The 19,085-nt window shown below is 56.2% G+C and carries 24 protein-coding genes; 1 reads left to right on the forward strand and 23 read right to left on the reverse strand.

Going from position 1 to position 19,085, the window contains the following annotated elements:
• Positions 1-11: 11 nt before the first annotated feature.
• From CZ203_RS02170 to CZ203_RS02240, 15 genes are all read right to left on the reverse strand, one after another.
• Positions 12-341, reverse strand: a complete 330-nt coding sequence (locus CZ203_RS02170; protein ID WP_087064439.1) for a DUF2190 family protein — start codon at positions 339-341, stop codon at positions 12-14.
• A gap of 13 nt (positions 342-354) precedes the next feature.
• Positions 355-1,857: a phage major capsid protein gene (locus tag CZ203_RS02175; protein ID WP_235847443.1), complete on the reverse strand. Its 1,503-nt coding sequence runs from the start codon at positions 1,855-1,857 to the stop codon at positions 355-357.
• Positions 1,850-2,401: an HK97 family phage prohead protease gene (locus CZ203_RS02180; RefSeq protein ID WP_087064486.1), complete on the reverse strand. Its 552-nt coding sequence runs from the start codon at positions 2,399-2,401 to the stop codon at positions 1,850-1,852. Before CZ203_RS02180 ends, CZ203_RS02175 begins: the two co-directional genes overlap by 8 nt.
• A gap of 31 nt (positions 2,402-2,432) precedes the next feature.
• Positions 2,433-3,842, reverse strand: coding sequence for a phage portal protein (locus CZ203_RS02185; RefSeq protein ID WP_235847444.1), 1,410 nt, complete (start codon positions 3,840-3,842; stop codon positions 2,433-2,435).
• 49 nt (positions 3,843-3,891) lie between these two features.
• Positions 3,892-4,122: a hypothetical protein gene (locus CZ203_RS02190; RefSeq protein WP_087064441.1), complete on the reverse strand. Its 231-nt coding sequence runs from the start codon at positions 4,120-4,122 to the stop codon at positions 3,892-3,894.
• 2 nt (positions 4,123-4,124) lie between these two features.
• Positions 4,125-5,957, reverse strand: a complete 1,833-nt coding sequence (locus tag CZ203_RS02195) for a phage terminase large subunit family protein (RefSeq protein ID WP_087064442.1) — start codon at positions 5,955-5,957, stop codon at positions 4,125-4,127.
• A complete protein-coding gene (locus CZ203_RS02200; protein WP_087064443.1) occupies positions 5,954-6,472 on the reverse strand; it encodes a hypothetical protein in 519 nt (172 codons plus the stop codon). Before CZ203_RS02200 ends, CZ203_RS02195 begins: the two co-directional genes overlap by 4 nt.
• A gap of 751 nt (positions 6,473-7,223) precedes the next feature.
• Positions 7,224-7,568 (reverse strand): hypothetical protein, encoded by a 345-nt coding sequence (locus tag CZ203_RS02205; RefSeq protein WP_087064444.1) that lies wholly within the window; start codon positions 7,566-7,568, stop codon positions 7,224-7,226.
• The gene (locus CZ203_RS02210) at positions 7,565-8,944 is read right to left on the reverse strand and encodes an SNF2-related protein (protein WP_087064445.1); all 1,380 of its coding nucleotides are present in this window, start codon (positions 8,942-8,944) and stop codon (positions 7,565-7,567) included. Before CZ203_RS02210 ends, CZ203_RS02205 begins: the two co-directional genes overlap by 4 nt.
• Positions 8,925-9,221 carry a PDDEXK family nuclease gene (locus tag CZ203_RS02215; protein WP_087064446.1) on the reverse strand — a complete coding sequence of 99 codons (297 nt, stop codon included), beginning with the start codon at positions 9,219-9,221 and terminating at the stop codon, positions 8,925-8,927. The genes CZ203_RS02210 and CZ203_RS02215 overlap by 20 nt, the downstream gene beginning before the upstream one ends.
• Before the next feature lie 324 nt (positions 9,222-9,545).
• On the reverse strand, positions 9,546-11,855 hold the full coding sequence (locus tag CZ203_RS02220; protein ID WP_087064447.1) for a VapE domain-containing protein: 2,310 nt from the start codon (positions 11,853-11,855) through the stop codon (positions 9,546-9,548).
• Positions 11,856-11,876: 21 nt separating this feature from the next.
• Entirely contained in the window at positions 11,877-13,880 is a 2,004-nt protein-coding gene (locus CZ203_RS02225; RefSeq protein WP_087064448.1) for a DNA polymerase, read from the reverse strand.
• 33 nt (positions 13,881-13,913) lie between these two features.
• Positions 13,914-14,195, reverse strand: a complete 282-nt coding sequence (locus CZ203_RS02230) for a hypothetical protein (RefSeq protein WP_087064449.1) — start codon at positions 14,193-14,195, stop codon at positions 13,914-13,916.
• Entirely contained in the window at positions 14,182-14,409 is a 228-nt protein-coding gene (locus CZ203_RS02235) for a hypothetical protein (RefSeq protein ID WP_087064450.1), read from the reverse strand. Before CZ203_RS02235 ends, CZ203_RS02230 begins: the two co-directional genes overlap by 14 nt.
• Positions 14,410-14,540: 131 nt before the next feature.
• Positions 14,541-14,864, reverse strand: a complete 324-nt coding sequence (locus tag CZ203_RS02240; protein WP_087064451.1) for a hypothetical protein — start codon at positions 14,862-14,864, stop codon at positions 14,541-14,543.
• A gap of 199 nt (positions 14,865-15,063) precedes the next feature.
• On the opposite strand from CZ203_RS02240, the gene CZ203_RS02245 reads away from it, so the two are divergent.
• Complete coding sequence (locus CZ203_RS02245) at positions 15,064-15,276, forward strand: cold-shock protein (RefSeq protein ID WP_087064452.1); 213 nt, start codon at positions 15,064-15,066, stop codon at positions 15,274-15,276.
• 27 nt (positions 15,277-15,303) lie between these two features.
• Here the strand turns inward: CZ203_RS02245 and CZ203_RS02250 are convergent, their stop codons facing one another.
• From CZ203_RS02250 to CZ203_RS02285, 8 genes are all read right to left on the reverse strand, one after another.
• A complete protein-coding gene (locus CZ203_RS02250; protein WP_200809411.1) occupies positions 15,304-15,534 on the reverse strand; it encodes a DUF3310 domain-containing protein in 231 nt (76 codons plus the stop codon).
• A gap of 2 nt (positions 15,535-15,536) precedes the next feature.
• Positions 15,537-15,818 carry a hypothetical protein gene (locus CZ203_RS02255; protein WP_087064454.1) on the reverse strand — a complete coding sequence of 94 codons (282 nt, stop codon included), beginning with the start codon at positions 15,816-15,818 and terminating at the stop codon, positions 15,537-15,539.
• Between the two features lie 30 nt (positions 15,819-15,848).
• Positions 15,849-16,946 (reverse strand): phosphoadenosine phosphosulfate reductase domain-containing protein, encoded by a 1,098-nt coding sequence (locus CZ203_RS02260; protein WP_087064455.1) that lies wholly within the window; start codon positions 16,944-16,946, stop codon positions 15,849-15,851.
• A 70-nt stretch (positions 16,947-17,016) separates the two neighbouring features.
• Complete coding sequence (locus CZ203_RS02265; protein WP_087064457.1) at positions 17,017-17,268, reverse strand: hypothetical protein; 252 nt, start codon at positions 17,266-17,268, stop codon at positions 17,017-17,019.
• Positions 17,261-17,665 (reverse strand): hypothetical protein, encoded by a 405-nt coding sequence (locus CZ203_RS02270; RefSeq protein WP_087064459.1) that lies wholly within the window; start codon positions 17,663-17,665, stop codon positions 17,261-17,263. Before CZ203_RS02270 ends, CZ203_RS02265 begins: the two co-directional genes overlap by 8 nt.
• Before the next feature lie 3 nt (positions 17,666-17,668).
• On the reverse strand, positions 17,669-18,064 hold the full coding sequence (locus tag CZ203_RS02275; protein ID WP_087064461.1) for a hypothetical protein: 396 nt from the start codon (positions 18,062-18,064) through the stop codon (positions 17,669-17,671).
• Complete coding sequence (locus CZ203_RS02280; protein WP_143436087.1) at positions 18,064-18,324, reverse strand: hypothetical protein; 261 nt, start codon at positions 18,322-18,324, stop codon at positions 18,064-18,066. Before CZ203_RS02280 ends, CZ203_RS02275 begins: the two co-directional genes overlap by 1 nt.
• Positions 18,325-18,418: 94 nt before the next feature.
• Positions 18,419-18,913 (reverse strand): DNA N-6-adenine-methyltransferase, encoded by a 495-nt coding sequence (locus CZ203_RS02285; protein ID WP_087064465.1) that lies wholly within the window; start codon positions 18,911-18,913, stop codon positions 18,419-18,421.
• Positions 18,914-19,085: the final 172 nt, after the last annotated feature.

Consider the following 19,085-nt stretch of genomic DNA (forward strand, 5'->3'; position numbering starts at 1 on the left):
TTGTACTCCCCTTAGCCCAGCAGCTTAACACGCGCTGCTGCATCCGGCGCCGCCGCGGCCATTGCCGCATATCCCGCGGGGGTGTTGCCGCTTGCTGTCGCGGTAATACCGTCTGTAGTACTGAAGTACACCGCGGCGCCAACTGCCAAGGCCTCTCCCGCCTTTTTGGGGATTGCGAATACGCCCGTCACATGCACGGTACCCAGGCTGTTGGCAGGGATATCTGTGCCTGCGATACCGATGCGGGTACCAAGTACCACCACATCACCCGCGGCAATCGCGGCTTCCCCAGGATTTACATAGTTCAGGCTTTCACCCGTTTGGATATATACTGCTTTCATGTATGCCCCTCCCTCAAATACTTAACGGCTTACCGGGGTTCTTCACGATACCCCTGTAATCCAGCGCCGTGATACCCCAGTCCAGGTAAATATCCCACACAAACCCGAGCGTGCCCGGGCGCTCCGAACGGCGGATCGTCGGGATCTCCTGCCCATCCAGGTAATCCACCTGCAGGCTCTTAGCGTCACTGCGGTTTGCAACAAGGAACCACGGCAGCGCGCCCGTGCCACCCATGGCGTTCAGCGTCGGATCCTCGATAATGCGCAGCCCTGGCTGGTACAGCGGGTTGACCGACTGCGTATTGCCTTCCGTATGGATCGTAGGGCTTTCGAACAGCACCTTGGTCTTAAACCCGTACCCGACCGGGACGACTAATGCTTCGGGGCGGATAATAATTGCATTGCCGAAATCGTCCTTCTGCATCTGCATACGGAGCATCATGGACTGCATGCTCTCCGCCGTAATTTCCGTGCCGGTTGCAAGAAGGTTATTGTGCTTTGTCGCGTCAAACAACGCTACGCCGTCATGGATTACGGGGTTCTTAAACAGGACTTCGTATACCTGCTTGTTGATCGTCGTACGTGCGGAACGCGCATAGCGCGCCGGTACCGTAGTCAGGAAGCCAATATCATCGTTGATAAAAGCCTGGCGCGTCATGGTAAACTGGCGGCCAAAGGTCTGCAGCTGCCTGGTCGGCGTACGCCCGTCTACCGGCAGGTCATGCTCCAATTCGCCGTTTTCCGGCACGAGCTTAAACTCGCCCGCGGGGCCTGCCAGATATCCGGACTGTGTGCGTTTGAAGTCGGTAAGCGTCCCCCGGCTTGTCCACTGGTCAAAGGTAACCTGTACTTCGTTGTACCCTGTTTCATACGATTTACGGACGGTCTGGTCAAGGATCGACGGGAAAGCGGCCGTAGGGTTGAAAAATTGCCGCTGCATTTCGGCAAACAGGTCGTCCCTGGACAACCGCACTGCGCCGCCATCACCAGAACGGGACAGGCACTCTACCGCAAGGTCGCGCAGGGACATGCCGCGCAGCGCTGCTGCGCCTTCCGCAGGCTTTTCGACGGCCAAACCTGCGCGCATGACCATCGCGTCTGCAGCGGCAGCACGGTATTTGTCGTCCTCGTCCGCCGTGACCCGCGCGCGGACGGGCGCATGCTCGCGGCGCTGCTTTTCAATAATCGCCGCGCGGACAGTATCTGGGGTAGCGTCTGCATCCTTTATGTATTCCGCCGGGTCGATATCAAAATCCCGGCAGAGCGAAACGATTTCGGCAGCCCGATGCCTTTCCATTGCGGCTGGATCTGCACTGCGCCCATCCCCCTGCGGATGGCTGTCAGCCGGTTCCGAGTCGTCTTCTAGCTGGTTCAGCAGGTCGATTGAACGCTGCAAGCCGTCAAACTCCGCCTGTTCTTCTACGGTCAGGTCGCGTTGTTCCGCCTCTGCCATGCCTGTAATACCCTGCTGCTTTGCAATCAGCTCACGCAGCATCTCTTTCGTCTTTTTAGCCATCATGTACCTCCAAGATATTTTTATTAACCATAAGCCTGCGCTGTGCAAGAGACAGCGGGTAGCTTCGCGGTGCGGGATGCCCAACGTCCATTTCCCGGCCTACGCCCACCGTGGCGTCAGCAGGCATGGAGACAATGGATACTTCAAACGGCACCCATTTCCGTGCAATACTGCATGGGCCGGTAAAGCGGCCGTCTGCCGAAGTATGGCCGGCGCTTACTTCCTCCCAAGTATCCACGCGGTACCCAACAGATACGCCGCGCAATGTACCAGAGCAAACCTTCTGGTATATCCGCTCCGCCGCATCATCCTTGTCAAATTCGATAACTGCTTCACCGCGGTTGCCTGAGACCTCCGCCGTAATTACCTTCCCGACCACGTAATCACGGTCGTGGTTGAACAATACGCAGCCGATCTCCTGCAAACGGGTAAGGTCAACCGCCCCCGGACCGTGATCTAAAATTTCGGGGCCAAAGTAGCGGTCATAAGGTTCTTCCGACGAGAAGCTGATTGCAAACTGCCGCCCGTCACCAGCATCCGTCATTTTTCGGATCCCTACGTACCGTTCGCCGATGTTACGGGTCGTCATCCCCTGTGGGCTCGGCGCCGCCCCGTGCTGTTCCCTGGTCAAATAGCATCCCCCCTAAATCAATCCCTTTTTGTTTCGCATACCCGATCACCTCTGACATATCGTCAATCTGTTTCCGCCAGTCGCGCCCCCGCTCTGCCGAAATTTCCTTAAAGGTCTTTTGACCCGTGGCGAGGGCTGTTTTGTCGGCGTTGGCCTCCTTTTGTGGGTCGATCCACGGCTTTGGCGTGCCCACCCATACGTGTTGCATAAAGCCGCGCTTGTCCTCCCAAAACTTTGGGATGCCGACCTTGTTTGCCAGCACCGCCGAGATTAGGAAGGTTTCATAGATTTCGTCCATTACAGCGATTAGCCCGTCCAGTTCCTCGGCATAGGTGAGGTCGTCTTCAATCACGCTTTGGCGTGCACTGGAATAATTCGTTTCGCTCATGTCGCGCGCCGCCGCTTCGTAGCTGATGCCAAGCGCCGCACCAACTAGACGCTGCAATAGCTTTACAAACCCGCCTGCGTCATCCGCCGTGCCCTTCGGGTCGACGATAACAGCATCGTCACCAGCATTAAGTTCCGAAATCATGCCCGGCGTTAGGCGTTTCCCCGCATAATCCACTTCGCGTGCGGGCCCTTTTACGCCGTTCCGCCCCGGCGCGCTTGCCGGCAGGGCACGTTTGATGAAAATGGAGAGGCATGCAGCGATCCGTTCTTTTACGGATACCGCCGTAATAAATTCATTTACGTCCCGTACACGCGTCATAACCGGCGCGAGGTCGGTAATTTCACGTATCTGGGACGGCCTCCGTTTGCGGAACCAAAAAACCATGTCCTTTGCGTCCACATACTGCGTGCCTACTGTGCGTAGCCCATCCACGTCGTACTGCCTTATGAAAAAACCGACTGGCCGGTTAAACGGGCTGTATTCGATCCCTCCTACAACACGGTTTCCCTTATGCTTTGGAGTACCAGCCATTTCGTCCAGTTCATCCACCTCAAGCACCTGGATCTGGAAAGGCAGTATGCCGTAGTTGGTGTAACGCTTTAATACCAACACGCCGCCGTCGACCTTTTTACGTTCTACCATCATACGTAGGAGGTCAGTAAAGGACTGGGTACCGGTAACGTCACAATTGCGTGCACGGCACCACTCCCGCCATAGCTTTTCAATTTCACCGTTCAGCGCTTCATCCCCGGTACCGGCTTGTAGCGTCCACCCGCGGCCGACAATATTCCTGCGGTATGCGGAAAGGGCGCCGTTTATAATATCGCTGTTGTTTTCCAGGTCGCGTGCCCGGGCGCGGAGCAAGTCACGGTCGAGCCTGTCATGCGCTTCCGCCGATTCAATAGACGCATGCCAATTTGTATTTAGCCGGCCTCCATGCCCCGCGTCGTATCCGCGTTCCAACTTGCCCGGCCTACGCCTGGATAAAAACCATGAGAATAAGCCCACCGCATCACCTCCCATCAAAGATTGCGACAGACGTGCGGTCTATTAAGCCGGGGGCGCTGTCCTTCGATGCCTGTGCTTCAAGTTCGGTTTTTAAATTGCGCAGTTCCGTTAGGTTTGCGCGCGTCAGGGAACGGGTGCCAATCCGATACGATTGGCCGCCCTGCAGAATTGAAATGATCGCGCGGTCGACCTCCGCAAGCAACTGCGCGGGATCCATGTTTTTAAACCCTTCCATCTTTACCCACCTAACCAATCTCCGCCTGTACCAAGCCAATCTATTTCCGGCGCTTGCGGGGGCTGGCTGATACTTTGCGGTGCCGTGCTATCCGGCTCATCTGTTTCCTGTAAAAATAAGCTGCGGACCTCAAGCACATCAGCCGCGGCTGCGGCATAGACCTCACAGTCGAGATAGTGGTTGTCCGCATGCGAGCTTTTTAGCGCCCATGCAAGCTTACCGTTTTTATCCCTGACCTTGTGCTCCGCCGTTACCTGTTCCGCATACTCCCGGTCGCAATCCGCGTGCACCATCCAACTACCTTGCCCGTTTTCCTTCCGCATCCTTGCAGCGATCATGTCCTTGTATTTACCGCCATCCACAAGCACCAGCTGCATACCATGGCCTTTGGAGCCCGTGCGGTTAACTGTCGAGATCCTGTAGTGGGAGTATGACCCGGAAACGCCCTTGCAAGGGAGCGCCCATTCACGTGTGGCGCAAAAATCATAGACGTCTTCTGTCTGATCGCCCGAATCCACTAGGCAAAGGTCGACGAGCATTGCTGTACCGTCTTCCTTGCGATATTCAAGATCCATCTGCCGGTCAACCGCCCCCCAGCTGAGCGCCTGCCCGTGGGCGATGCACTGGGAGGTCATTGCATCGCCCCAGGCACGTATTGTCCAGTAAAAACAGGTTTCCTGTACGTCGACGCCGCCTGTTAAGAGCCTTGCCCATCCCGGTACCACAAGCGCTGGTAGGCAAGTCTGCCGTGCTAACACCGTATCCGCCGAGGTCTTGAGCGCGGTGTCCTCCCACGGTTCCGCAAGCCAGGAGTTTACAAAGTTCTGTAGCTTCTCTGGGTCGTCCTTGGAATTTAGGAATTCAAATGCCACTTCGGAAAAACGCACGAAAGGGGAGTAGAGCGTGTTCAGCCAAAACGCAACTTTTGTGTTTGGCGCAGTAGCATTTTCCCGTACCGCGCGCCAGGTGCCCTGCCGCAGCATCCTCGCCTTATCCGCATCGTTAATCACGCATCCGCAGCTTTGGCAAACATAACACGCCTGTTCTGCCCGCTCACGGTTCGACATATCCGGCTCCTTCGGCCACTTGAGCTGCGCGAATTTCAACTCGATACGTTCCGCGCAGTGTGGGCAGGGAACAAAATAATGCAGTTCCTTATCCGCGGACTCCAGCGCCTTCCAGATAGGCCCTGTACGCAAAGTCGGTGTTGAGCACATACAGATTTTGCGGTTGGGGAACGTTTTGGTGCGCTCCCGCGCGAGGCTGATCGGGTCTGCTTCCTTTTTCGACGCGGCCGGATATTTATCAACTTCGTCTAGGAATAGGAAGCGTATGGGCCGTGACGCCAGGGAACTAGGGCTGTTTGCCCCGCAAAGCACGATGTACATGCTGTCAAACTGCAACTCCAGTTTGCTTGAATTGGTTTCCCGGAACCGTTCATCAAGCGTGGGGCTATCCTTGACCATCGGCACCAGCCGGTTCTCGCTGACGGATTCCGCAAGCTTATCCGTCGGGTAGACGATCATGGTAGGGGAGGGGTCTTGCGAAATCACATAACCGACCATATTTTGCAGGCTTTCGGTACCGCCGACCTGTGTGGGCTTTACAAAGGCTACTTCCTCGACCTCATAATCATTTAGGGCGTCCATGAATCCCACAAGATACGGCGTTTTTATATTGCGCCAATGCCCCGGCATGGCACAGGACTTCTCGCCTAGGATGCGGTGCCGTTCTGCCCATTCGGATACTTTGATGTCCTCGGGCGGCCTTAAATGCTGCATTGCACCCAGGATATACGGAGGGGCTTGATATTTTCTCTGTTTATACGTCCTCATGGGGCACCACCTGCTTCCCCGGCGATAACGAATGACGTGAGCATTGTGTTTATTTCTTTTGCAATATCCTTCTCGAGCGCACGGGCTGTAACAGGGTCTACATACCCGCCAACAAGCCCCGAAACCCGGTTAGGTACTGCAAGCAAAAACTTCTTTAGCACTACGAAAAATCGGCTGTAATCTAGTTGGACTTGTTCTACAGGCAGGTATTTTCCAGAGGCGATATCAGTTTTTAACACGTGCAGGTCGCGCTGGCTTTCTTTAAGTTCGGTTTCAGCCGCTAGCTTTTTTTCTTCGAGATCCTGGATACGCGAGTTTCTCTGGTTACTATCCGCGCGCGCGAGCTGGTGCCCTATGTATGCCTGCACAGATTCAGCTGTTGGCCAAACCTTGCGGCGTTTATCTTCCGGATCCGGCTCCGCCGTAAGTACGCCCTCTTGCGTAAGCCTTTGGATCGTGCGGATATTGACGCCTAACAGTTTTGACAGATCCCCTAATGCGATCCAATCCTCCATAGTACCGCCTCCTTTTCTTCAAAAATCCTGTAAGTATGTGGTAAAATGACCCGACTAAGTTATAAAAAAATCATTTTAATGCGATAAAAAGCCGCGCCCTCCTTGCCCCGCATCCTAGAATTTGGTAGAAAGTACCTACCATCAAGGCAGATCATTGCACAAATAACGCAAATGAAAAGACGGCACCTCTCGAGACTACCTGATCGTTCAGTTCCAACCGCCTCGAAATTGAGGCCTTTACACCAGCGCGGCTCCCGCACCTGCCGCCGGTCATGTACCCCTTTCGGGGTATGCGCAGGTTTCCGGCTTACCTGCAAGCCGTTTTGCGCTCTGAATAATCCCCCGCGTTCATTCATCCCGTAAGGCGTAATCCGGCGGGTTCATGCTCTTCGTCGCGCTATGTTGCACGGCTCGGCACTTCCCCGATAGTGGGAGGCTTACTGCGTGCTAACTGTTGTCGGAACTCCCGCAGGAGATCTACCCGTTGCTGCCGAGGCTACGCTCCGCATCGCCCCCTGCATTGTACATGTACGTTCGCATGCCGCCGTGGCCTTTAGCAGCTTCCGCTTTCGCGTCGCCAAGCTCTGTGGCGAAGATCACAACAGTCACCCTTCGCCCTCATGCAGGCAACCGGGTGATATCCGCCCCGAAGGGCGGAAAAAAGGAGGCAGGTTGTCATGAACCCTAGGCATTTTTTACTTTGCCTATGGTGCCAGTATAAACTCTTAAATAGGCCGTGATTTATCAATTTTCATGGCAAGTCCAATTTTTTTGAAACGAGCCGCACAAATTGATTATTCCACCGGTATGCCGTTGCGGCGCTTGTAGGGACCTGCAGTGCTGCGCCCTCTACCGTGTGCGTGCGATCCCAGTATACCCGGCGCACCAGCTCGAGCCTGTGGGCGCCGTTCTTCATGCCCTCGGTCTCGCGGATCGCCGCCGCAACCGCATCATATCGGCGCTGCTCCTTGTCCGTCAGCCGGTCAACTACTGCGCGCTCTACCGGGCTTCCCGTGCCCTGCAGCTTCCGTTTCAGCCTCGGATATGACCGGATGATCTTTTTCGTGTAATCCCACCAATCTTCGCGTTGACTCACTTCACCGCCCCTTTCGCTTTTTCAATCCTTGCCTTGAGGCTCTCCAGCAAGGCCTCCTGTGTATCGGCTTTCCCGTCCAGCGCTGCCATGACGTCAACATCCACGCTGCCTTGGACTACCAGGTGGTGGATAATTACGGCTTCCGCCTGGCCTTGCCTATGCAAGCGGGCGTTTGCCTGCTGGTACAGTTCCAACGACCATGTGGGGCCGAACCAGATGACATGGTGCCCGCCCTGCTGCAGGTTCAGGCCGTACGCTGTGCTCGCAGGATGGGCAAGCAGGATATCCACCTGCCGGCTGTTCCAATCCTCCGCGTCTTGTGCCCCGCCAAACACCCGGACACGCAGCCGGGACTTCTGCAGCGCGCTGACGATACGGTCGCGCTCGTGCTGGAACTGGTAAAACACCAGCGCTGGCTGCCCGGCCAGGCTGTCCACCAGCTCGAGGAAAGCCTCGACCTTGCAGGTGTGGACTAGCTGCGCCTGGTGGTTCCCGTTGTACACGGCGCCGCCGGCCAGCTGCAGCAGCTTGCCCGTCAGGACGGCGGCTGTATCCGCGGTAATCGTGTCCTCGTTGACCTCCAGAAGCATGTCCCGTTCCATCGTGTCGTACGCCCGCTGCGCCCTGGCGTCCAGTACGACGGGCACGTTCACACTGACGCGCCCAGGCAGTGACAGGTAATCCTCAGCCTTCATGCTCACGCAGATATCGCCGATCAAGTCCTGTATCGCCTGCCCTGTCCCCATCTTGGGCTTGTATGTGAAAACCCTGTCCGCGCCGCGCTTGTCCGGCAGGAAATAACGCTCGCGGAAGCCGCCAATGCTGCGCCCCAGCCGCGCCCCTTCGTCCAGGAGGTATACCTGCGCCCAAAGGTCGATCAGCGTATTTGGCGCCGGCGTGCCGGTCAATTCGACGATGCGCCGTATCTTCGGCCGGACACGTTTCAGCGCCTTCCAACGCTTCGTCGACTGATCCTTGAAGCTGCTGCTTTCGTCGATCACCGTCATGTCAAACGGCCAGCTGTTGCGGTAATAGTCCACCAGCCACTCGGTGTTTTCCCGGTTGATCACGTACACATCCGCAGGGCACGCCAGGGCGCGTTCCCGCTTTGCCCGGCTGCCCAGCACCGTGGATACCCGCAGGCACTTCAGGTGGTCCCACTTCTCCGCCTCCTTGCTCCAGGTAGCCTCCGCGACCTTCTTTGGCGCGATCACAAGCACCTTGGACACCTGGAAACGGTAATATTTCAGCTCCTTGACCGCCGTCAGCGTAGTCACGGTCTTGCCCAGCCCCATGTCCAGGAAAAGCCCAGCCGCTGGGGTAGTCAGGAGTTTTTCGATACAGAACCGCTGGTACTCATGCGGGACAAATTCCATCCTGTTTCAGCCCTTCCACAAAATCGTCAACCTGCCCTTTGCTGTCAATCACCTCAACCCGGAAGCCCAGCTGCTTCAGCCGCCCAATCTGGTGGATCTGCAGGGGGCGCGGCCCTTTGCCCGGCGCCTTGAGTTCGACGAAGGCCACGCGGCCACCGGGCAGGCATACCAGCCGGTCAGGCACCCCGTCATTCCCAGGGCTGACAAACTTGAATGCCACCCCGCCGGCCTCCCGTACCGCCGTCCGGAGGTAGGCTTCAATTTCTTTTTCACGCATCCGGAATATCCTCCTTTTTTACCAAAACTTTCAAATTTTAGCCCGCTGTGTGCAGGGTGTATCGCGTTCCCCTATATGTATATATCCCTATTTGAGGGTTTAGGGGGGTATTATATGTCTCTATTACTCTCTATATATCCATATTTTTAACTTTATACAGAAAGGGTACACCATACACCACTACTGTTTTTCATAACATGTTTGCATCAAATCCGCCTGCCTTTTACCTGCCCGTGTGTAAACTAACAACTTTTATGGGGTGCACCGTTTCGTGCACCGTTTGGTAAACCCTACACGGGCAAGAGTGTACCCTTTGCTGAAACGTTACACCATATACGTCGGGTTGAGGGGCACCCAGTAGGCTACGCCCTTGTTGCGCCTTTTGCGTGCCATCCGGGGGTCTTCGTGCGCTATTTTTGACAGCACCAGCCCTACGTTTGTGGCGCTCACCTTCTGCCCGGCAAACGCCGCAATCCTGGCTGGGCTGACCCAGCGCCACTGCCCTTCCGGCAGGCTGAAATCCATAACGTCAAGGATCTCCTGCTCAAACTGCATCTGCTGTGCAAACCCTTTGTTCCGTATTTCCAGGGCTTCCTGTTCGCTGCGCGTCAGCCTGAAACTTTGCGTGCCGAGAAGCCCCCACATCTCATAAACCTGCGCCCATAGCTTTATGAACCAGTCCCGCGGCAGGGAGAACAGCCTGCCCAGGTCGATGTGCTGGACAGGCACTGTCCAAAAACGCCGGTTGCCGGTGATATCCCGCAAGAAGGCATCCTGGTTGACCGTGCCGCAAAAGCTTGTCCTGCGGGGGCGCTTGACCGCTGTACGGCCGTACGGCAGGCGGATGTTGTCCTTTGTCTCAGTAATGAACGCTTTGAGCTGCGCGCTGTCGTCGCGTATGGTAGCCTCCAGCTCCCCCAGTTCCACGATCCATGCCGAGGTGGCTTTTATCAGGCTATCCTTATTCTTAAATGCAATGCAGGCCCCTTCTACGAACAGGTTTGCCGATACCGCCAGCCGCCGGCATACGGAAGTCTTGCCAAGGCCTTGCGGCCCCTGGAAGGCCAGGACGCCATCTGCCCCGTAGGGTTCGGCCTCGTCGTTAAACGCCAGCGCAACGCACTGCATCAGCCATTTCCGGATCAGTGTCTTGCTGAACCCATCCGTGACGCCTACGATTTCATAAAGCCCTTCCAGGCGGTCGATATTATCCCAGGCAACGTTTTCAATCATCCTCTGCACGGCGTTATAGCGGTGTTCATCCGCGATTACCGCGAGGCACTCCGCGATCGCCGCTGTGGACGCGCCTTTGACCTTTGCTGCACGTAATATGTCGCGCAGGTATACCGGAAGGTTGTTTGCCGCGTTCTCGTGTGACCACCCGAGGTGCCCAACACCCCCAAGCTCCAGGTCGCGGGACACCTCCTCGAACCGGAATGATATCCCCAAGGCGTCCAGGAGCGACGCCACAATATTGGTCGTCAGTTCCTTGTTTTCCAGTGAGCCGAGGAACGCTGCGAGATCCTGCGTAGTTTTATCCTCCTGCCCTTCAATACCTTGGAAGTCAGCAAGGGCGCTTTCACCAGCCTCCAGCTGCAGCAGCTTCGCGCATTCCGGGTCCTCGCGTGCCAATGCGCACATCCCGATATGGGACGGCAGCCGGTTGACCGGCGTCCCCTCTTTGGCTGCGTCGTCCAGCTCCCCGAACTTGTGCAGCCGTACGAGGTCGAATGCGTTGACGAGGGCGCCGCTGCAGGGGTCTGTCGAGTGGTGGGAGTACAGGAATTTGCCATCGTCATAAAGCACTGCACCGCCCGCCGTAGAGCCTCCTGTGAAGGTATAGCGCCCGGGGGTATCGGTTTCTGTATAGGTGCCGGGCAGGAACTTATCCATAGCCGCGGGCACGTCATAAATGCGGCAGAACGCGCCCACAACGCCGCCCTTTGCCGTAGGGTCGCCCTGCTTTGCGGCGCTCCGGTCGCGCAGCTTTGCTTCGCCGGGCACGGCCGGCCACGACGTGACCGCGCGCCAGTCCGAGTAAAGCCCCAGCATGCCGGCGGCGTACAGGAAGGGCTTGTCCTCCGCGGCGTATATGTATTCCCCGTCGGCACAGCAGGACGGCCAGTACATCAGGCGCTCAAGCTGGAAGGTCGTCGGGTCGAACCATGTCATTTCCGGCTGCACCAGCTCAGCCAGCTTGCGGCATACCGGCTCGTACTCGTCCGGCTGGAGCGCGCGGTCGGTTGGTACGACGATGCGCAGGCGCGGTGCGTCCGGGCTGTGCTTGCGGGTACTGTAGACGCAATACCCGATGCCGAGGCCGGCACATCGGCGCAGCACCTCGCCCGTGCTTCCGGGCGGCAGGTTGTCGAGGTCGAGCGTCACAAGGTCACGGCACCGCACGTTCCCCTTCTTGCGCCGCCCGGGGACATCGCCGCCCACGAACCCGCCAACGTCCTTCAGGCCGTCCTGCTGCGCCTTCTTCATACCAAGGTAGGCCTGGAGGGTTTCCTTGCCGCGTGCGGGTGTCTTTAGCCGTGCCCACAACTCTGAGACCAGCAGCGTCTGCGGCTGCCAGTCTGTCGCGCGCCGGCTGCCGGCGGTTGAGATTGTTATTGTCCTATCATTTTGCATGCCTTCTGCGCTCCCTTGTGGTTAGTCCTTCGTAAAGTAATCGCCTACCCAGCCGTCAGCCGCCATTGGCAGCCCCGGCGCCCACGTGATCGGCTTACTCATGATCCTGATGGCTGCATCCAGGTCGGCGCGGCCTTTTTCCACCTCCAGCACAACCTCGTCGTGGATATGGAACACAACCGGGTACCCTGCCTGTTCAAGCCGTTCGATATTGACAGCCAGGCAGTCACGTGCGATTGCCTGCACACAGTTCTCCGTAATCTTCCCGCCATATGTGTCTGTGGGCTCCCACTTTTTCGAGGCCTGGTTCATGCCGTAGTAGCTGATCGCTTTCCCGCCCCACTGGTTGATACCCAGATGGGGTTTTGCATAGTACAGCTTCCGGCCGGATGGCAGCAGTATGGTCAGGAAGTCCTGCCCATTTTCTATATCCGCCTCCCGGGCGAAGACAAGACCATGCGTTGTGCACGCCCTCCCGGTCTCTATGGCCTGGACGGCCGCCTGCTCCAGTGCCTTCCAGCAGCGCACGATGGCTGGGTTTGCTTGCCGCCACCGGCTTACGATGTCGGGGAGCTCCTCCTCGGAAAGCCCCATGCGCAGCGCGCCCATCGCCACGAGCGCGCCGGATCCGCCCTGGTAGCCAAGCGCAAGGGTCGCAACCTTCCCTTTCTGCCGGAGGGTGTATTCCGGGTTGCCCTTTACGATCCTTTCCAGCGGCACGCTGAACATTTGGGAAGCGGCTGCTTCGTAAATCCTGCCATGCGTCCGGAATACCTGCAGCACCCATTCTTCCCCCGCTAGCCACGCAATTACGCGTGCTTCAATGGCGGAGAAGTCAGCATCCACAAAGCTGCAGCCTGCGCGGGGAACAAAGGCCGTACGCACAAGCTGCGATAAAGTATCTGATACGCTGCCATAAACCAGGCGCAGGGCGTCAGGGTCACGCCGGCGCACCAAGCTACGCGCGAGATCCAGCATCCCGCCGTGCAGGTACGTGCGTGGCAGGTTCTGTACCTGCACGAGCCGCCCAGCCCAGCGCCCGGTGCGGTTGGCTCCGTAGAACTGCAGCAGGCCACGGGTGCGGCCGTCGCTGCACATCGCGGACACTATGGCGTCATACTTCTTCGTGCTGGTCTTGGATAGCTCCTGCCGCAGCCCCAGCACCCGCGCAGCGTCCGGATCCAGGCTATCCGCATGCCCCAGCGCGTCCTCTACTGTCTCGCCCCGGAGGTCTGCTATAGGTACCCCCTTTGCCTGCAGCCATGTAAGAAGCTGCTCCCGGCTGTTCGGGTTGCTTAGGCCGGTCAGCTCCCGCGCCTCGGACAGGGCGGCCTCCGCCGCAGTCTCACCGCAGTATAGCGCGCCGCTGACCAGATCCCGGTCCATTGCTACGCCGCGCGCATTGATCACTTGGTCGCGTACCCATTCTGATTGTACGGAGCCCGGCACCGGGAACCCTGACAGGCGGCGCTCAATCTCCATTTCCGTCACAACGTCCTGCCGGCAATACTCCTTGAACAGTTCCCATTTCGCAGGGTCGTGGTGCGGCAGGTTCCGCGTGCGCCCGCCATTGCTTTTGGTCTTGGCGCAGGGGGTACAGAAGTATTTGATCAGCGCCTTGCCCGTGGCAAGTTTCTGCTTTTCCTGCGGCAGCCCCAGCGCCTTGCCTGTAGCGTCCAGGCCGGCGGTGTACCCGCAGTAGAGCCCGTGCAGCATCGTGCAGCGCCACTGCGGGAGCCACGCGGCGGGATCCTCCAGCTTTGCCCACTTGCTTAGGCAATACCATTCGAACGCGGCGTTGTACGCATGCTTGACACAGCACGGGTCCCATAACGCGTCCCACAGCGCGGGTGGGACAGCAGCGCCCGCGGCCAGGTCAAGGGTTTCAACCGGCGCGCCGTCTAGGCTATACGCAAGCAGGAGTATTTCAAAGTCAGGGGACTGCACATATTTGTACAGCCCCGATTTCGCAATTGGTACGGATGAATATGTTTCAATATCCACTGAAAGATGGTGTATGGGCATACCTTTCACCCCCTACTTTGGTTTGCTAGGAAATCAGTCATCGCCCTGCGCCTCCTCGACCTCAGTCAGCCTGACGATCGCGTCCTGCGGGCATTCCCCGATCATTTCATCAAACGCACCATAAACGAGGTCAAGCAGGCTTTCACTGTATTTGTATTTCCCGTTTGATTCCAACTGTTCAGCAAAATCATGATTCTGTTGCGTCGAGATGCCATCCTCAAACGGGGTGCTCCGGCAAACATATTCCTCACCCATAAACGTCAGCTTTTTTTCCATCGTGCCATCCGGAAAATATGTAATTTCAAATTTCGCCATTGTCGCGCGTCTCCTTCCAACGTTTGAACTCTTTGCGGTGTTTAATATAGTCCACAATATTCCGCCCTGCATATGTGACCGTCAGCCAATTATCTAACGCACGGTACGCTATAAAGCCCCCGATCTGGATTAAAGCAAATAATATTGCCATACATCCGACCAGTACGCTTGCGTTAAAGAACACCATAATGTAGTTTGCCAGGAACTTAATCATTGCCTCGTGCCTCCTTAGCCATAAATCTTCTCCATGCCCTGCGCTCCAGCTGCTTGTCATGCCGGAGTACGTTTAACCTGTGGTGATTGCAGCAGAACCGGCGACAAAACTTGTCCTCCCGGTAAAGGCGTTTATGGATGTTCCCCTTCATTTTGCTCCTCCATGTCCAAAAACTTCCGCTGCATCGCCGCATATTGGATCAGCTCGCAAATTGCGTCGACCGTGGCATTGTAGGAACGGCGTACATGGCTATACGGGTACTGGTCAGCCTTGATAAGCCCCCAAGCCTGGTCAAAATTAACTATGCTGTTGCAAAGCTCATCCTGCGCTTCTTGCAGTTCCTCCAGGATCACCGCATACCCTTCATGTGGGCTGCGGAACGGCGGGAACCTCTTGTTTGCTGAGGCAAGCTCCTTGCCGACCAACTCAATAACATCGTCTTTCACTGCGTTCATTTATTTCTCCTTTTCAAACTTTTATTTTTTTATTTGAAATAAAGCTTGCTATTTGCGGATTTAAAGTATATACTGAAAAAGTATTCTAAATGTACTTGTTGATTGCCACTGGATGTAAGTCAATTTTCATTTTTGACTTATCGCCGGTGGTTTTTTATTTGCACGATTTCGGATAACATCTTTTAGGAGGTACTGGTTTATGAATAACGGTACTGTAAAATGGTTTAACTCAGATAAGGGCTTTGGATTTATTAAGAATGACGACGGCAGCGAAGACCTGTTCGTCCACTTCTCCGCGATCCAGAGTGCAGGCTATAAGTCCCTCGACGAGGGACAGCGGGTAACTTTTGATTGCGACGTCGATCCTAAGAATAGCCGCAAAATGCGTGCCATTAATGTTTGCATTGCTTAAAGCTTTGCATCAATAGATTGCCGCCCCTTAACCGGGGCGGCTTTCTTTTACCCCTTTCAGCCTTTCCAAATACCAGATCGCCTTGTCGATATCCTGCACACCGTTCTTGTGCTTATAGCGCCAGATGTACTTGATCGCATTACCGGCGCAGAACCCTTCAAACCCGGACAGGCCGGAGACCGCCGCCCGGATCGCGTCTATGCATTCGATGTCCCCGGTGTTGTAGTGTGGCGGGTGGTTGACATTGGTGTTATCCATCGTCATCGACCTTCGCCCATACGAGCGCCGCACCACTTACAGACGGGTGTTTCGCATTCGCCCTCTCGGCCTGCACACACCGAGCATATCCATTTGCAGTATTCAGGGCTCCATACCCACCGCCCATGCACCGCCGGCGCAGCGTCAACGGCTGGGGTATCATCAAGTTCGGCAATACAGTCTGCAAATACCTGGGCAGACAACATATCCCCTGCCTCCTCGCAGTCTCCGCGATAATTTTCAAAGCGCTGCTTTATCGCCTCCCGGCTGATCAGATCATCCATTGTCATCCCTCCCCCGGCTCAGGCCGGATGTCATATCTTCATTTTGCATTTACAATTCTCATTGATATACTCAACGACCTCCCGGTACCCAAGCCCGCCCTGCGCCAAGCCCCGCAAAGCGAAATCTACGGTCTGCGGCTCCCGCCCCTTAAGGCGCTCCAACCGTTCCGGGTCGAATTGGCACCCAAACAGGCACAGCTTACAGCCTGTCCGCTGCTCACCGCTAAACTTTAGCGTACCGTCCGCTTGCCGCACCAGGTCGCCATACATCGGCGCTGTCGGCAGCTTATACCTGTCGATATACCAAAGCACGTCTTGTTCCCGCCAGAAGCCCATTGGTTTTGATTTCACGTGGTTGCCCTTGAAGGCATTACAGCCCGTTTGCAAATACGAATGTTTACGTATCTCGCTGTCGGAAGCCATTTCGGCGATCACTGGGCTGAGGCCGAGTTCACGTTCAATTATTTTGATCGGTGCCTTTTTGAGGATATCGCAGCATTTCTCCGACACCTTGAACGGGGCTGTGATCAGCGGCCTCCACCGTAGCGCCAGCTTATTATACCTTGAAACCGTGTTGTCGCTCGTAATCCCTGTCAAGTCAAGTACGACAGTATCCGGCGCGCCCATCGCGCGGAGCATATTGGCCGACTGGATACCATCTTTCAGGCGGCCTTTGATATCATCCCATTGCACGCCGGATTCCTGCAGCCATGACCGTACCTCGCGCACCTTCCGGGCGGTCTTTTTGCTGGCAACCGGATACCCTTCTGTGCGCAGCACGTCGTAATAGGTCTGCTCGCCACGCACAACATGCAGGTCAATACCGATCCCATGTTTCTGCCCGATATAGGCGCAATACTGCCGGACAAATACCTCCATGCCGCTAAACTCATTGCTCGTATTGGCGTAGACGACCGTCAGCGGGATATCCCCATGATCCTTACGGTTCTTAGACCAAACCCGCGCCGTGATATCGAGCAGTACAGTGCTGTCCTTCCCGCCCGAAAAGGATACTGCGATTTTATAGCCTGTTTTCAAACACGCCTGGTAGAGTTTCGATACCGAAAGATGGTGTTTAAACTCCGGGCTGTATCCCTGCATTTCTTTTAATTTTTCCGCTGTTACCATAGTTCCCTCCCACGTCTGAGAGGTGGCCGGCCATTAAAACGTTGCCTCTATGGTTTGTTGGTTCTCGGGGTTATTTGCCGGTCAGCGGATCCGCACCTTTACGCCGCTTGAACTGCTTGCACGCTGCTCCACCAAGCAAAAATACTGGATACCCCTTCCCCATACCAGGGGAATAGTCTTTATCTCCACTCTTAAAGCAGTAGCCATAAATCACCGCGCCGTCTGACCTTTCACGCGGTTCTTTCAACGCCGAGAAGTGACGGCAAACAAGGCAGCCCTTCTCCTCGGCCTCAGTGAGATATAGTGAGATCTGTTCAGCCATCCTTTCCACCTCCTAAAGCCGCCTCTGCCTCGGCGCGGGTGAGAAACCACGTTTTGCCAAAATCCTTTTTAAGGCAGTCGTCCGCCCCCTGATGGTGGAGTGCATAATTTCCGTCTCCCCACACCGTTGCACAGCTAACAATGCGTTGACTGATACCGACGCCAAGGGCGTGCTTTTTGCTTCTCAGTTGGTAGACTGTAACAGCAGACGGCTCGCACGGCAGCACCATGCACAGCCCCTTGTCATCCGCCTTGACCAGCTCGGCGGCGCGGGGAAGTTTGTCAAACGGAATCGCGTCCTCGTAGGCGGCGAGGCGGTCAACCCACGACCCGCTATATTCAGTATCACCGAGGCGAATCCGCCATTTCCCTCCCTCAAAGTAGGTGCATCTCTCCATCGTCTACACCTCCTCCTGCGCAGGCTGGGTGAGCCAGTCGCACCAATCGCAAAACGCAGTCAGCACAGGAACACTGTTTTGCTCGTCCGCATCGCCACAAAACCCAATAAACCCGTCGCGGTTGAAACTAATGATTTCACGGGAATTGAAATATCTCCCCTTCCCAGTCATATAGGCACAGACCATTCCACCGGCCTCTGTGTACTCGCCTTTATAATATTTAGCAGTATTGACACGCAGCCAGTAAACCGGCTTATCTCTTGTCCGTAAACGCTCCTTTTGCTGCTTCAAAAATTGTTCGTTCAACAGCAATTCAAGATAATTCAGGTCTTTTATCGTGATACTGGCATATGTAAGCCCTTTCTCACTGAAATAGTCTCTCGCCTCGGTTCTCGTCATCACTCCTCGTCTCCTTCCGGCGGGCGGCGGTAAGCAACCCACGTTTTGCCGTAGTCGCGGCAGGTGTAGTCGCCCTGGCAGTATAAGGTTCGTTCGCCGTCTTCGGTGTCTACCCCAGTCACAATCGCCCATCGCCCGTATTCTGGCACACCAGGGGATTGCACCCACACCGGTTCCCCGTCCATCCCCCGCAGCCCCTCTAGCGTCAGCGGGTCGTTGGCCTCGGTCGAGGCGCACTCACGGACGCGAGCAATTAGCAAGGCGGCACTTATCGTTGCGACATCGCTCGATGACAATGCACGCCATCTCTCCTCGTCATGTATGATATTTTCGGCGCGATTGATGATTTCCATGTTAGTCATTCTTTGTTCCTTCCTCGGTGTCCAAAGCCACCTTCACCTCCGCGCCTCCATTTTCATCACGCCGGGTGCAAGGCCGGAAAACTACCACCATATTGGGGAATGGAGCACCATATTTTGCCCCACCAAATTTAATCCGCCCCGCAACAAACCGTGTCTCTGCGTGGCCGTATATATACTGGTGAAACCATCGTGTATCCGTCCGGGCAGGTAGTAGCATTACGACTGTTGCGCCTGCTTCTGCACTGTGCGATGCTTTTTCGACCCACCGCGCAACCTGCCTCCCATACGGCGGGTTACACCAGACTGTCCCACTCCAAGGTTGCGACAATCCGTCTTGATCTGGCGTATAGTATTGGTCGCATTTGGCGTTCTCTGGCAAAGCGCAGGCATCCAGCGTAAAACCAAACTCAGTATCCAGTTCATCGAAAAAATCTTGCGGCGTTGCCCACAAATCCGTGCTACTCGTGAACATTCCGGTATTTATCATTTCCCCCACCTTCCTTATCCATCGTCATATCCCATCCCGCAGCATCCGCACGCGGTCTTCCGCAAAGAACAGCCCGTCCCGGGTCAGCCCAAAGCATTCCCGCAGTTGCCGCCCGTCCGTGTGCGTATACTCCACTATGCAGAACCGCCCGCGCGGGTGTATCCACGTGACC

The sequence above is a fragment of the Intestinibacillus massiliensis genome (assembly GCF_900155735.1).
Taxonomy (GTDB): Bacteria; Bacillota; Clostridia; order Oscillospirales; family Butyricicoccaceae; genus Intestinibacillus; species Intestinibacillus massiliensis.

What these genes read in the sequence shown, in the direction of transcription:
- CZ203_RS02225 (WP_087064448.1), bottom strand. Translation starts at nt 13,880, where the DNA reads ATGCCCATACACCATCTTTCAGTGGATATTGAAACATATTCATCCGTA.
- CZ203_RS02245 (WP_087064452.1), top strand. Translation starts at nt 15,064, where the DNA reads ATGAATAACGGTACTGTAAAATGGTTTAACTCAGATAAGGGCTTTGGA.
- CZ203_RS02175 (WP_235847443.1), bottom strand. Translation starts at nt 1,857, where the DNA reads ATGGCTAAAAAGACGAAAGAGATGCTGCGTGAGCTGATTGCAAAGCAG.
- CZ203_RS02210 (WP_087064445.1), bottom strand. Translation starts at nt 8,944, where the DNA reads ATGGAATTTGTCCCGCATGAGTACCAGCGGTTCTGTATCGAAAAACTC.
- CZ203_RS02250 (WP_200809411.1), bottom strand. Translation starts at nt 15,534, where the DNA reads ATGGATAACACCAATGTCAACCACCCGCCACACTACAACACCGGGGAC.
- CZ203_RS02260 (WP_087064455.1), bottom strand. Translation starts at nt 16,946, where the DNA reads ATGGTAACAGCGGAAAAATTAAAAGAAATGCAGGGATACAGCCCGGAG.
- CZ203_RS02170 (WP_087064439.1), bottom strand. Translation starts at nt 341, where the DNA reads ATGAAAGCAGTATATATCCAAACGGGTGAAAGCCTGAACTATGTAAAT.
- CZ203_RS02270 (WP_087064459.1), bottom strand. Translation starts at nt 17,665, where the DNA reads ATGGAGAGATGCACCTACTTTGAGGGAGGGAAATGGCGGATTCGCCTC.
- CZ203_RS02215 (WP_087064446.1), bottom strand. Translation starts at nt 9,221, where the DNA reads ATGCGTGAAAAAGAAATTGAAGCCTACCTCCGGACGGCGGTACGGGAG.
- CZ203_RS02285 (WP_087064465.1), bottom strand. Translation starts at nt 18,913, where the DNA reads ATGATAAATACCGGAATGTTCACGAGTAGCACGGATTTGTGGGCAACG.
- CZ203_RS02240 (WP_087064451.1), bottom strand. Translation starts at nt 14,864, where the DNA reads ATGAACGCAGTGAAAGACGATGTTATTGAGTTGGTCGGCAAGGAGCTT.
- CZ203_RS02255 (WP_087064454.1), bottom strand. Translation starts at nt 15,818, where the DNA reads ATGGATGATCTGATCAGCCGGGAGGCGATAAAGCAGCGCTTTGAAAAT.
- CZ203_RS02265 (WP_087064457.1), bottom strand. Translation starts at nt 17,268, where the DNA reads ATGGCTGAACAGATCTCACTATATCTCACTGAGGCCGAGGAGAAGGGC.
- CZ203_RS02230 (WP_087064449.1), bottom strand. Translation starts at nt 14,195, where the DNA reads ATGGCGAAATTTGAAATTACATATTTTCCGGATGGCACGATGGAAAAA.
- CZ203_RS02235 (WP_087064450.1), bottom strand. Translation starts at nt 14,409, where the DNA reads ATGATTAAGTTCCTGGCAAACTACATTATGGTGTTCTTTAACGCAAGC.
- CZ203_RS02200 (WP_087064443.1), bottom strand. Translation starts at nt 6,472, where the DNA reads ATGGAGGATTGGATCGCATTAGGGGATCTGTCAAAACTGTTAGGCGTC.
- CZ203_RS02220 (WP_087064447.1), bottom strand. Translation starts at nt 11,855, where the DNA reads ATGCAAAATGATAGGACAATAACAATCTCAACCGCCGGCAGCCGGCGC.
- CZ203_RS02275 (WP_087064461.1), bottom strand. Translation starts at nt 18,064, where the DNA reads ATGACGAGAACCGAGGCGAGAGACTATTTCAGTGAGAAAGGGCTTACA.
- CZ203_RS02195 (WP_087064442.1), bottom strand. Translation starts at nt 5,957, where the DNA reads ATGAGGACGTATAAACAGAGAAAATATCAAGCCCCTCCGTATATCCTG.
- CZ203_RS02180 (WP_087064486.1), bottom strand. Translation starts at nt 2,401, where the DNA reads ATGACGGATGCTGGTGACGGGCGGCAGTTTGCAATCAGCTTCTCGTCG.
- CZ203_RS02190 (WP_087064441.1), bottom strand. Translation starts at nt 4,122, where the DNA reads ATGGAAGGGTTTAAAAACATGGATCCCGCGCAGTTGCTTGCGGAGGTC.